The organism is Streptomyces sp. NK08204 (assembly GCF_020400585.1).
GTDB lineage: Bacteria > Actinomycetota > Actinomycetes > Streptomycetales > Streptomycetaceae > Streptomyces.
The window spans coordinates 237,095-249,292 of sequence record NZ_JAINVF010000009.1 but is presented as its reverse complement, the minus strand read 5'-3'; the positions used below and the strand labels follow the sequence as shown (position 1 = coordinate 249,292).

General features: G+C 71.6%; 8 protein-coding genes. 4 read left to right on the top strand and 4 right to left on the bottom strand.

The window, feature by feature from the left end:
• Positions 1 to 13: 13 nt before the first annotated feature.
• The gene (locus K7G59_RS35065; protein ID WP_225835061.1) at positions 14 to 502 is read right to left on the bottom strand and encodes a PH domain-containing protein; all 489 of its coding nucleotides are present in this window, start codon (positions 500 to 502) and stop codon (positions 14 to 16) included.
• Between the two features lie 190 nt (positions 503 to 692).
• Here K7G59_RS35065 and K7G59_RS17160 point away from each other — a divergent pair, with 190 nt between their 5' ends.
• Positions 693 to 914, top strand: coding sequence for a tyrosine-type recombinase/integrase (locus tag K7G59_RS17160; protein ID WP_374114241.1), 222 nt, complete (start codon positions 693 to 695; stop codon positions 912 to 914).
• Between the two features lie 205 nt (positions 915 to 1,119).
• Positions 1,120 to 1,491 carry a hypothetical protein gene (locus K7G59_RS17155; protein WP_225835058.1) on the top strand — a complete coding sequence of 124 codons (372 nt, stop codon included), beginning with the start codon at positions 1,120 to 1,122 and terminating at the stop codon, positions 1,489 to 1,491.
• Between the two features lie 22 nt (positions 1,492 to 1,513).
• Here the strand turns inward: K7G59_RS17155 and K7G59_RS17150 are convergent, their stop codons facing one another.
• From K7G59_RS17150 to K7G59_RS17140, 3 genes are all read right to left on the bottom strand, one after another.
• The gene (locus tag K7G59_RS17150) at positions 1,514 to 3,064 is read right to left on the bottom strand and encodes an alpha/beta hydrolase (RefSeq protein WP_225835056.1); all 1,551 of its coding nucleotides are present in this window, start codon (positions 3,062 to 3,064) and stop codon (positions 1,514 to 1,516) included.
• Between the two features lie 179 nt (positions 3,065 to 3,243).
• On the bottom strand, positions 3,244 to 4,788 hold the full coding sequence (locus tag K7G59_RS17145) for an alpha/beta hydrolase (protein WP_225835053.1): 1,545 nt from the start codon (positions 4,786 to 4,788) through the stop codon (positions 3,244 to 3,246).
• A 100-nt stretch (positions 4,789 to 4,888) separates the two neighbouring features.
• The gene (locus K7G59_RS17140) at positions 4,889 to 7,774 is read right to left on the bottom strand and encodes a lysylphosphatidylglycerol synthase domain-containing protein (protein WP_225835051.1); all 2,886 of its coding nucleotides are present in this window, start codon (positions 7,772 to 7,774) and stop codon (positions 4,889 to 4,891) included.
• A gap of 185 nt (positions 7,775 to 7,959) precedes the next feature.
• Here K7G59_RS17140 and K7G59_RS17135 point away from each other — a divergent pair, with 185 nt between their 5' ends.
• Positions 7,960 to 8,346, top strand: a complete 387-nt coding sequence (locus K7G59_RS17135) for an MGMT family protein (protein WP_308295053.1) — start codon at positions 7,960 to 7,962, stop codon at positions 8,344 to 8,346.
• Between the two features lie 257 nt (positions 8,347 to 8,603).
• Positions 8,604 to 12,143 carry an ATP-dependent DNA helicase gene (locus K7G59_RS17130; protein ID WP_225835050.1) on the top strand — a complete coding sequence of 1,180 codons (3,540 nt, stop codon included), beginning with the start codon at positions 8,604 to 8,606 and terminating at the stop codon, positions 12,141 to 12,143.
• Positions 12,144 to 12,198 lie beyond the last annotated feature (55 nt).

Genomic DNA, 12,198 nt, shown 5'->3' with positions numbered 1-12,198 from the left:
ATCTCCGATGGGCTCAGGGAGTGATGAGTATCTTCTCGGTGCGTCCGGTCGCCTGCTGCCAGTAGTTCAGCAGGGTGCGTACTTGCTCCTGAAACTCGGCCTCCGACAGGCCCGACCCGGCCTCGACGAGGCCAGGAAGCGGCAGTGGACGCGCATCGGTACGGTGGATTCGGGCTATCCGCCAGTACTGCCCAAAGCGGCCGGTGCGACCGAGGACCTCAATGCGGGTGACCTGATCCCATGGCACGGACTTCCGACCGAACACGGTGGTCAGCACCACACTTGAAGGGGTCAGCAACGTCGCGCCGGAGCCGTACCGCAGCATTGTGAGGACGCCGGTAATAAGGGCGACCACGAGCACGGCGAGGGCGGTCCAGTTGGTCCCGTGCGACTTGGTCACCACCAGCACCGCTACGAGGCCGACCAGCACCACAAGGCCAAATGCGCGCATCCGAATATTGCGCTGCTCGCGCGGGCCAAAGCCAATTCGTCTCTCCTCCACGCGAGGATGCTAGGGGTCAGCGTTCTCACATGGAACCTGGAACGAGCAACGGCCGGAAGATCTCAAGTCCGTGATCCTGCCGGACACTCCGAGGAGCTGGAGAGAGCCGAGGACATCGGTCAACGCGTCGCCATGCCCGTAGGAACTCTGCAGGAGCGTGGCGCGGGACCCTCGCGGTCGAGCGAGCGGAATGCACGCGCTGAGGCACTTCTATGCGTCCGTCCTGCTGGATGCGGGGGAGAGCGTCAAGGCTCTGTCCGAGTACCTGGGACACCACGATCCGGGCTTCACACTGCGGACGTATACGCATCTGATGCCCAGCAGCGAGAAGCGGACCCGGACGGCGGTGAACCGGGCCTTCGCGGACGGCCCTGACACCGTTGACGGCCCCACGACGGCCCCGGATGGGTGAGAACGAGGGAGATCCGCAGGTCAGGCCACACGTGCCCTGACTTGCCGGTCTGCTGATCGGCACTCCGGCTGACCAGCACGACTGAGGAGCCCACGACTCTGACCAGTTCAGACGCCATGGGCTTGTGTCGTTGCCCGTTGGCCGGCTCTCCCCGGTGCGCTATAGATGCCCCATGGTGTGGGTGTTGGTGACAGCAGGAGTACTCGTGGCATCGCTCGTCACCATGGCGCGCGAACTACGGAACAATGTGACGCTCCGGCAGATTCGGCCGACGGCGCTCGAGCTGTCGGCCGAGGTGATCGACAACCGCGCCACCGAGAGCGGAAAGCCGGGCGCGTACCTCCTCACGCCGGTCGTCCGTTACCACATCGACGGGAAGCGCTACGAGGCCGAGATCGCCAACGCGAGCTTCGGCCGACCCGCCGACCTCGGCTCCTCGATGACCGTCCTCGTCTCCCTGGACAGTCCCTACAGCCCGATGGATCCCTACGGCGGCCTGGGCGCCACGCTCCGCGGTGCCATCTTCACCGCGGTGCTGAGCACGCTGCTCCTCGTCTGGCAGATCGCCTTGCTGTGAAGCTGCGTGTGCCCCGTCGCGTTCAGGAACAGACCTTGCCGTCCGCCGGCACCGTGCCGTCCAACAGGTACGCGTTCACCGTCGAGTCGACGCAGTCGCTGCCGCTGCCGTACGCCCCGTGTCCCTCGCCCTTCCAGGTGAGTTCGATACCGACGCCCTTGCCCAGCTCGTCGGCCATCCTGCGGGCGCCCTCGTAGGGGGTGGCCGGGTCCCCGGTGTTGCCGACCAGCAGGATCGGCGCCGCACCGGGGGCGCTGACCTCGGGGGTGTCGTACTGGCCCGGTACCGGCCAGTCGTGGCACCAGCCGGCCGTGTCCCAGCCCAGGAAGTTCCCGAAGACCGGCGAGATCTGTCTGATCTGCGGCAGCAGCTTCTTCGTCTCCGTCAGGGTGGGCCGCTGCCGGTCGTCCAGGCACGATATGACCCGTTGGGCGTGGCTCGTGGTGCCGTAGTGCCCCGCGGAGTCCCGCTCGTTGTACTGGTCCGCGAGTGCCAGCAGCCGTGAACCGTCGCCCTGCTGTGCCGACTTCAGCGCGCTCGTCAGCGTAGGCCAGCTCGACTCGCTGTACAGCGGCAGCACGATCCCGGTGACCGCGAGCGTCTCGGTCAGCTTCCGCCCGGACGACGTCGGCAGCGGCCGGGCATCGATCCGCCGCAGCAGGTCCGCGATCTTCCGCGAGCCCTGCTCCGGGTCCTGGCCCGTGGACTTCAGATAGTCGTTCAGGGCCCGCTGGAAGCCGCGGGCCTGGTTCTCGGCGTGACCCACCGCGTCCGCCGTCGGGTCGACCACGGCGTCGAGGACGGCCCGCCCGACGTGCCTGGGGAACAGGTGGGCGTAGACGCCGCCGAGTTCGGTGCCGTAGGAGATGCCGAAGTAGTGCAGCTTGCCGTCACCGAGGACCTGGCGCATCAGGTCCATGTCGCGTGCGGTGTCGGCGGTCGACACGTGGGCCAGCAGTGGCCCGGCGGCCTTCTGACAACCCTTGCCGAAGTCGGCGGAGTCCTGGAAGTACGCCTGCTCCTCGGCCGGGGTGTCCGGGGTGGCGTCCACGTCCTCCCTGGCCGCGATCTCCCGGTCGCTCCGGCAGCGGACGCCCTCGCTGGCGCCGACCCCGCGCGGGTCCCAGCTCACCAGGTCGTAGCGCTCCTGGAGCTTGGCGGTGGTGGCCGCGTAGTACGGCATCATCGACACGCCCGAGGCGCCGGGGCCACCGAAGTCGAACATGAGCGAGCCGATCCGGTCGCCGCCGGTCGCCCGGGCGCGGATGAGGGCGAGCCCGATCGTCTTGCCGTCCGGCCTCGACCAGTCCAGCGGCACCTTCAGCGTCGCGCACCGCCAGTCGTCGCCCGGCGCGTCCGAGTCCGCCGTGGCCTTGCAGCGGTGCCAGTCGAGGCGCTGCCCGGTGAGTGAGGAGGGGAGGGCTCGCATGGCGGACGCTGCGGCCGACGGGGAAGTGGACCGGTCACCGGCCGCCTTGTTCTCGCCGCTGCCCCCACCGGACGAGCCACCGCCGCACCCGGCCACCAGCAGCGCCGTCGTCGCGGCAGCCAACCACCGCGGGAATCGAGACATGCGCACCCCCTCACGGGCCCCCCGCATCTCGTCCGCGGCGAGCGATGAGGCCATCGTAGGCCGCCGGAACACAGCCCGTGACAGCCTGTGGATAACGCTGTGACCTGGGGATTCGCTGGGCTCTTGGGATGGTTCGGCGGAATTCCTCAGACGGGGGGAATTGTGTGCGAATGCGGGGATCAGGAGCAGACCGTACCGGCCCTCGGCACCTTCCCCTCCAGCAGATAGCCGTCCACCACGCCCCGCACGCACGTGTTCTTGCTGTCGTACGCGCCGTGCCCCTGTCCCTTGTAGGTCAGCTCGACGGCGACGCCCTTGCCGAGCGCGTCCACCATCTTCTGCGCGCCCTCGTACGGGGTGGCGGGGTCGCCGGTGTTTCCGACGACGAGGATGGGCGCCGCCCCTGGTGCGCTGACGTCGGGGTGGTCCGCGGCGCCCGGCACGGCCCAGTCGGTGCAGCTGACCATGCCCCAGGCCAGGAAGTCCCCGAACAGCGGGGAGGCGGCACGGAACTCGGGCAGCTTCTGCTGCACGAAGTCCGCCGTGTAGCGCTGTTTCTCGTCGGCGCAATTGATCGCGATGTTCGCCGCGGTGATGTTGCTGTACTCGCCGTTCTCACTGCGGCCGTTCATCGCGTCGGACAGCAGCATCAGGATCTTGCCGTCACCGTTGTACGCCTCTTCAAGCCCCTCGGTGAGGTACTCCCAGAAGTCCTTCGAGTACAGGGACTGCGCAATCCCGTTGGTCGCGGCCGTCTGGGTCAGCTCGCGCGGGGGGAGGCCGGGGATCGGTTTCTTCTCCAGGTCGGCCAGCAGTTTGGCGATGCGGTTCTTCACGTCCTGGGCGGTGTCACCGACCGGGCATTCGGTGACCTTCGACGTGCAGTCCCGGGCGAAGTTGTCGAGCGCGAGCTGGAAACCCTTGGCCTGTCCGAGCGCGCTCTGCTCCGGGTTCTGCGTGGGATCGACCACGGCGTCGAGGACGGCCCGCCCGACGTGCCTGGGGAACAGGTGGGCGTAGACGCCGCCGAGTTCGGTGCCGTAGGAGATGCCGAAGTAGTGCAGCTTGTCGTCGCCGAGGACCTGGCGCATCAGATCCATGTCTCGGGCCGCATCGGTGGTGCGCACATGCGACAGGACCCTCTTGGAGTGCTTCTTGCAGGCAGCGTTGAACTGCTTGGTGCGGTTGAGCAGCTGAGTGCGCTCGGCGCTGTCGTCGGGCGTCCCGTCCTGCTGGAAGTACGCGTCCAGCTGGCTGTCGCTCTCGCACTTCACCGGCGCGCTGCGCCCGACTCCGCGCGGGTCGAAGCTGACCAGGTCGTAGCGGGTGCGCAGGGTGGCGTAGTCGGCGGCGAACGCGGGCAGCGCGGTGATGCCGCTGCCGCCCGGGCCGCCGAAGTTGAACACGAGGGAGCCGATCCGCTTGCCCGCCTCACCGCTGGCCCTGGCGCGGATGAGGGCGATGCCGATGGTGTCGCCCTTGGGCCTGCTCCAGTCGAGAGGCGCCTTCATGGTGGCGCACTGCCACTTGGTGCCGTTCGGCAGCGGGGACGGGGCGCTGCCGCTGCCCTCCGCCTCGGAGGGGGCCGGGCAGTCCTTCCAGTCCAGCTTCTGCGCGGCCAGGTCACTGTCCTTGGCGTCGTCGCTGCATCCGGCGAGCAGCGCGGACAGCAGCACGGCGGCGGTGGTCAGCGCTGCGGCCCGCAGCCGGGAGGGGTTCGCCATGCTCCCATCCTGGAGCCGCGCACGCCGGGACGCGCGGGGCGCGGGCCGTACGAGGTACGTCCGCCGCCACGCGGCCGGAGGCGGTTCTCGCGGCGGGCTGCTACAGGGCTCCCTTGCGGGTGAGGTGGTTGAAGGCCAGCCATCCCGGCAGCACCGGCAGCCACAGGGTCAGCAGCCGGTACAGGAGGACGGCCGGGGCGGCGACCTCCTTGGGGAGGCCGACGGCGATCAGACCGAGGGTCAGGCTCGCCTCCACGGCACCCACGCCGCCCGGCGTCGGGGCCGCGGAACCGAGGGCGTTTCCGGCGAGGAAGACCACGGCCACACTGGCGATGCTCAGCGTGGCCGTGCCGTCGCCGAAGGCCCGGATGGAGGCGTCCAGGCACATCACGAAGCAGGCGGTCAGCAGGAGCATCCCGCCGATACCGGTGATCAGCTTCTGCGGTCGCTGCAGCACGTCGAGCATGCGCGGTACGACACCCGCGAACAGCGATCGCACGCGCGTGACGAGGAATTTCCGCAGGAACGGCACCGAGGTGATGACGAGCACCAGGACCGCCACGGTCAGCAGACCTGCGATGACCGTCCGGGACGGCGACAGCGACGGCGTCTTCTCGGTGCCGGTCAGGTAGCCGAAGGACAACAGCATCAGGATGTGGGCGCCGAGCCCGAACAGCTGTGACGCGCCGACGCTCGCCACCGCGAGCCCAGGGCGTACGCCCGCGCGCTGCAGGAACCGCGTGTTGAGGGCCACACCGCCGACGGCGGCCGGCGCCACGATCTTCACGAACGATCCGGCGACCTGCGCGGCCACCGTCCTCGGGAACGGCACCCGCTCGGGCACGAACCCCAGCAGTGCCATCGCGGCAGCGACGTAACTGAGCGCGGAGAACAGCACCGCCGCCACCACCCAGCCCCACTGGGCCTGCGCGAACAGCGTGCCGAACTCGATGTGGGTGAGCTGGGTCAGCAGGAAGTACGCGCCGATCGCGCCGGCGATGAAGCTGATCAGCGTGCGCGGGCGCACCCGCTCCAGGCGGGCCGGCTCCACGGGGGCCTGGGGCCTGATCCGCAGCACCTGGTGCCGGATCTGCGTGAGCAGGTCCTCCTCGCGGGCCTCTTCGATGGCTTCGTCGATGGCCCGCTTCTCCGCGCGCTGCTCCGCGCGGATCGTCTTCTTGTCGGGTTTCTCGAGCGCGGTCCGGGTCGCCTCGGGCGCTTCCTCCAGGCGGGCCAGCCTGGCCTGCCGGGACGCTTCCAGCACCGCCTCCCGCTCGCGCTGGGCGCGTTCCCGGGCCAGTCGGCGCAGCGTCGCGCGCGTGGAGCGCGTCAACGCGATCGGCTGGAGCATCGGCAGGCAGTTCGCGACCGCGTCCGGGCCGAGCACCCCGACCGCCGAGGCCACGGCCCGCTCCGCCCCCACCCGCAGGCCGAGCGTGGTGACCAACTGGGCCACGTCCATGCGCAGCAGCAGGTCACCGGCCGCGATCTCGCCGCCGCGCAGCTCGGTGAGGATCACATTGCCGGAACGATCCACCAGGATTGCGTCACCGGCCAGCCGGCGGTGCGCGATGCGCCGCGACTGGAGCGCCCGCACCTGGTGCCAGGTGTTGCGCAGCAACTCGTCGGTGATCTCGTCGTCGGCCAGTGAGTCCAGCGTGCGCCCGCCGGTGTGCTCGTAGACGAGCATCACCGCGTCGGGACCGAGTTCGGAGGTCGCGATCAACTTGGGTGCGTTGGCGCCCGCGGCGATCGCCGCATACGCCAGCAGCGCCTCCTGCTCCAGCGCCTGGCGCAGCGACTGGAGGCTGGAGCGGGTGGCGAAGCCCCGCAGGGTCAGGTTGCGCCACGCGCGGTAGAAGAAGCCCTGGGCCTGCTGCTCCCGGTCGACGACCGTGACGTCCAGCGGCGGGCCGTCCTCCAGGGTGACGAAGTAGCGCCTGCCGCGGTCGCCGTTCTCCGCGTCCGTGACCTCCTCGCGGGGGGCACCGACCGGACGGAAGCCGACATGCCTCAAACCCGCCAGCAGCGTCTGCCCCGTGGGCCGCGCATTGGGGGAGCCGACCGCGTACAGCGTGCCGTAGGCGACGGTCCAGCCGATCAGCACCGTCAGGATGATCGAGAAGGGGGTCGTGTAGCCCGTGACCAGCATCGAGAACGCGTCGAGCAGCAGCACGATCCACAGCACCGCGCGCCACCTGGGTCTGCGGGACATGCCGACGGCCGTCATGTAGGCGATCACGGGCGCCAGGTAGCCGTGCACGGGGTCGGTGAGTGCATGGACGTCGCCCGGGGAGGGCTGGGTGAGCGCCTCCTGGATGGAGCCGGGCGCGGCACGCGCGACCCAGAGATCGGTGGCGAGGGTGACCCCGTGGGCCAGCACGGCCGCGAGGACTCCGTCGGCGATGCGCAGCCCGTCCCGTTTGATCAGCCGTTCGATCGCGAAGGCCACCGGCACCAGGAGGATCGCGATGCTGGACGCCAGTCCGGCGATCTTGATGAGCAGATCGGGGGCCTGACCGGTGCCCTTGTTGATGTCCTGTTCCAGGCCCGAGGTGGTGCCGTGCGCGAACGCGGCGATCGCGAGCAGCACGCCGATCGCCAGCACACCCACCAGGAGCCGCATGAGATCGGAGGGGCGGTGCACGCGCGCGGGGAGCAGTGGTTCGTCGCTCTCGACCTCGTCGGCGTGCGGGTCGCCGACGCCCGGACCGTGCCCAGGGCGCGGGTCGGTGCCGCCGTGCGCCGTCGCGCCGGCGTCCCCACGCGCGCGCGTGGGGACGCTGTCGCGCCCGCGCGCGCTGTCGTTCTGACACGCGGGTGCGCTGTCGTCCCCGTGTGTGCCGGTGCCGCCCTCCCGGGACGTGCCGGTGTCCTCCTGGTCCGTACCGGTGTCGTCGCCCTGGCCCGCGCGGGCGGTGCCGGGGCGCGCGGCGGCGTCAGAGGTGCCCGCCGCGCCTTCGGAGTGCACGCCCTGCTGCTTCATCGTCTCTTCTTGGTCTCGTATCACCAGTCACCGCCCGCACGATGGTGGCATGCCCCGCCGACACCTGCGGGCATCAGGGTGCAGATGCGGGGTCGGAAAGTCTGCCGCAAGCCCCGCCGAGGAGCGAGGGGCCGCCCCCGACCGCTCCCGCCTCGCCGTCGGTGAGGTACGGCAGGATGGGACGAATGAGCGAGCAGAGTCCTGCCGAGGACACCCGCGAGAGGTACGCGGACGCCCTGCCCGAGTACGCCGAGCGGGTCCTCGAGGCCGCCGAGCGGATTCCGCCCGGCCGGGTCATGACGTACGGCGACGTCAGCGAGTGGCTGGAGGAGGGAGGGCCCCGCCAGGTCGGCCGGGTGATGGCCCTCTACGGGGGCGCCGTGCCGTGGTGGCGGGTCGTGCGCGCCGACGGGGTGCTGCTCCCCGGGCACGAGCTGCGCGCGCTCGCCCACTACCGCGCCGAGGGCACGCCGCTGAAGGAACCGGGCAGGAACACCGAGGGCCATCTGCCGCGGCTCGACATGACGCGGGCGCGATGGGACGGCGGCGCGGGCGCGGAGGGTCACATCTGACAGCTTCCGCCATTGCATGCCTCCGGGGGGAGCCTGTAGCCCGTTCGGGGGACAAGGGGGATCTCCGTGGCATGGCGTACGTTCGAGGGGTGTGGGACACGCGTGGCCCGAGCGCCGCGAGGGATGAACCGGAAGCCCTGCTTCCGGCCTGAGCGGCGGCGTAGCGTCGGCGGCGCGTGTCTCCGTCACCCCGCGGCCACCGCCTCGTACGCATGACCGCCTGCCAACCAGCACGACCACCAGGACCGGCGAACCACGTGAGCACCTCTTCCTCCACCAGGCGCCTGCCGCACCCCCCGGTGCGGCAGGGGAGCCGTGGCGCTTACCGACTGGTCCGTACCCAGCCGACGCGGGTGGATCCCCCTCGTCTGGACGCCGCCCAGCGTGCCGTGGTTGATCATCGCACCGGACCGCTGCTCGTCCTCGCGGGTCCCGGCACCGGAAAGACCACAACCCTGGTCGAGTCCGTGGCCGCACGCATCGCCCGCGGCGCCGACCCGGAACGCCTCCTGGTGCTCACGTTCAGCCGCAAGGCCGCCGTCGACCTGCGCGACCGCATGGCCCTGCGCATCGGTGCCGCCCGCGCGCCCCGCGCCACCACCTTCCATTCCTACGCCTATGCCCTGCTCCGCGCCCACCAGGACAGCCGCCTGTTCGCCGAGCCGCTGCGCCTGCTCTCCGGCCCCGAACAGGACGTCACCGTCCGTGGCCTGCTCGCCGGACAGCCCGAGCTGGAGCGGCTCGGCCTCACGCACGTGCGCTGGCCGGACGAACTGCGGGCCTGCCTGACCACGCGCGGCTTCGCCGACGAGGTACGCGCCGTCCTCGCCCGCAGCCGGGAGCTGGGCCTCGGCCCCGACGCCCTGGACGCCTTCGCCCGCCGTATCGGCCGCCCCGACTGGCGCGCAGCCGCCGCATTCCTCGCCGAATACCTCGACGTCCTCGACCTGCAGGGAGTGATCGACTACGCGGAACTCGTCCACCGCGCCGTCCTGCTCGCCCGCCGGCCCGACACGGCCGCCCGGCTCGCCGCCCAGTACGACGCCGTGTACGTCGACGAGTACCAGGACACCGACCCGGCCCAGGTGCGGCTGCTGCACACGCTGGCCGGCGGCGGGCGCACCCTCGTCGCCTTCGGCGACCCCGACCAGTCGATCTACACCTTCCGGGGCGCCGACGTGAACGGCATCCTCGACTTCCCGGCGGCCTTCCCGCGCGCGGACGGCCGTCCGGCCCCCGTCGAGGTGCTGCGCGTCTCCCGCCGCTCCGGCGCCGCCCTGCTCGCCGCGACCCGCCTGATCACCCAGCGCATGCCGCTGCCCCGGCTGCCCGCCGCCAAGGTACGCGCCCACCGCGAACCCGCCCCGGTACAGGACGGCGGTCGCGTCGAGGTCTACACGTACCCGACGTCCGGTACGGAACTGGACAACATCGCGGACATCCTGCGCCGGGCACACCTGGAGGACGGTGTTCCCTGGAGCGACATGGCCGTCCTCGTACGCGCGGGATCCCGCACGATCCCGACCCTGCGCCGCGCCCTCACTGCGGCCGGCGTCCCACTGGACATCGACGGCGACGACCTTCCCCTCCGCCACGAGCCCGCGGTGGCCCCGCTCCTGACGGCACTCCGCGCGGTGGCGACCGCCGAGGCACGCCGCTTTGAAGAGACGGCACAGGCGGAGGAGACGGCGCAGGCGGAGGAGAAGGGGCAGGCGGAGGAGAAGGGGCAGGCGGAGGAGAAGGCACAGGGGGAGGAGACGACGCCGACAGACGGGACGACGCCGGCGGAGGAAGGCACGCGGACGACGGACACGGGCGAGGCGCCGCAGGCGCCGGGCACCGAGGAGACGCCTCAGACACCCGGCGTCGCCAAGGCCGCGCAGGCGCCCGGCGTCGTCGAGGATGCACCCGTCACCGACACCGCCTGGCTCGACGCCGAGACCGCTCTCAGCCTGCTCGCCTCCCCCCTCGCCTGCATGGACACCGCCGATCTGCGTCGCCTCGGCCGCGCCCTGCGCGAGGAGGAGCGGGCCGCCGGGAACCCGTTCCCGCCGCCGTCCGACGAACTGCTCGCGCGGGCGCTGGCCGAGCCCGAACGCCTGGCAGTGCACGACCCGTCGTACGCGCGCGGGGCGCAACGGCTCGGCGCGCTGCTGCGCACCGCCCGGGAACGCCTGGCGCGCGGTGGCACAGCCGAGGAGGCGCTGTGGGACCTGTGGGCGGGCACACCGTGGCCCGCGCGCCTGGAGCGGGCCGCCCGGCGCGGCGGCGCGGCCGGCCGCAACGCCGACCGTGACCTCGATGCCGTGTGCGCACTGTTCGCTACCGCCGCGCGGGCGGAGGAGCGCATCGGAGGCCGCGGAGCCCTGAACTTCCTGGAGGAGATCGCGGCCGAGGACATAGCCGCCGACACACTGACCCGCCGCGCGGTACGGCCCGACGCCGTCCGCCTGATGACGGTCCACCGAGCCAAGGGCCTGGAGTGGCGGCTGGTCGTCGTCGCGGGCGTCCAGGAGGGCCTGTGGCCCGACCTGCGCCGCCGAGGCTCGCTGCTGGAGGCCGACCGCATCGGGCGCGACGGACTCGCCGAACCGCTCACTCCGGGGGCGCTGCTCGCCGAGGAGCGCCGCCTGTTCTACGTCGCCGCCACCCGCGCACGTGAACGCCTCGTCGTCACCGCCGTGAAGGCACCCGCCGACGACGGCGACCAGCCCTCCCGGTTCCTGACCGAGCTGGGCGTCGAGCCCCGGGACGTCACCGGCCGCCCCCGCCGCCCGCTGTCCGTGGCCGCGCTCGTCGCCGAGCTGCGCGCCACCACCGTCGACCCGCACGCCTCCGCCGCCCTCCGGGAGGCCGCCGCCCGCCGGCTGGCCAGACTGGCCGCGCTCGCCGACGAGGACGGCCGCCCCCTGGTGCCGTCCGCGCACCCCTACCGCTGGTGGGGAATGTTCGAGCCGACCGAGAGCAGGGTGCCGCTGCGTCACCAGGACCAGCCCGTCGTGCTCTCCGGCAGCGCCCTCGACCAGCTCGCCAACACATGCGCCCTGCAGTGGTTCCTGGGCCGCGAGGTGAAGGCCGACGCGCCCGCCACCGCCGCGCAGGGCTTCGGCAACGTCGTCCATGTCCTCGCCGACGAGGTCGCCTCCGGCCGAACCGCCGCCGACCTGGACGTCCTCATGGAACGCCTGGACTCGGTGTGGAACGCGCTCGCCTTCGACGCGCCCTGGAAGTCGCAGCAGGAGAAGGACAACGCGCGTCTGGCGCTCGAACGCTTCCTCAACTGGCACGTCCTGGACCGCACCGGCCGCACACCCGTGGCGAGCGAACACGACTTCGACGTCACGCTCGAAGCGGGCGGCTACCACGTCCGCATCCGCGGCCAGATGGACCGCGTCGAGACCGACGCGGAGGGCCGCGCCTACGTCGTCGACTTCAAGACGGGCAAGCAGGCACCCAGCGCCGCCGAAGTGGGACGCCACCCGCAGCTCGCCGTCTACCAGCTCGCCGTCCGCGAGGGCGCCGTGGACAGCGTCTTCGACGGCGTACGGCCCGAACCCGGCGGTGCTGAGCTCGTGCATCTGCGGCAGGGCGCCGCCAAACGGGACGGCGGTGACGCCCTGCCCAAGGTGCAGGCGCAGGAACCGCCGTCGGGGGAGTGGGTCGGCGATCTGCTGGCCACCGCCGCGGGAAAGGTCCTCGACGAGCGGTTCACCCCCACCACGGGGCAGCACTGCACCCACTGCGCGTTCCGCGCCGCGTGCAGCGCACGGCCCGAGGGACGGCAGGTCGTCGAGTGACCGGCGCCAGCAGCCTGGGTGACGTACGGCACCCCATGCGCTGACCTGCGTTTCT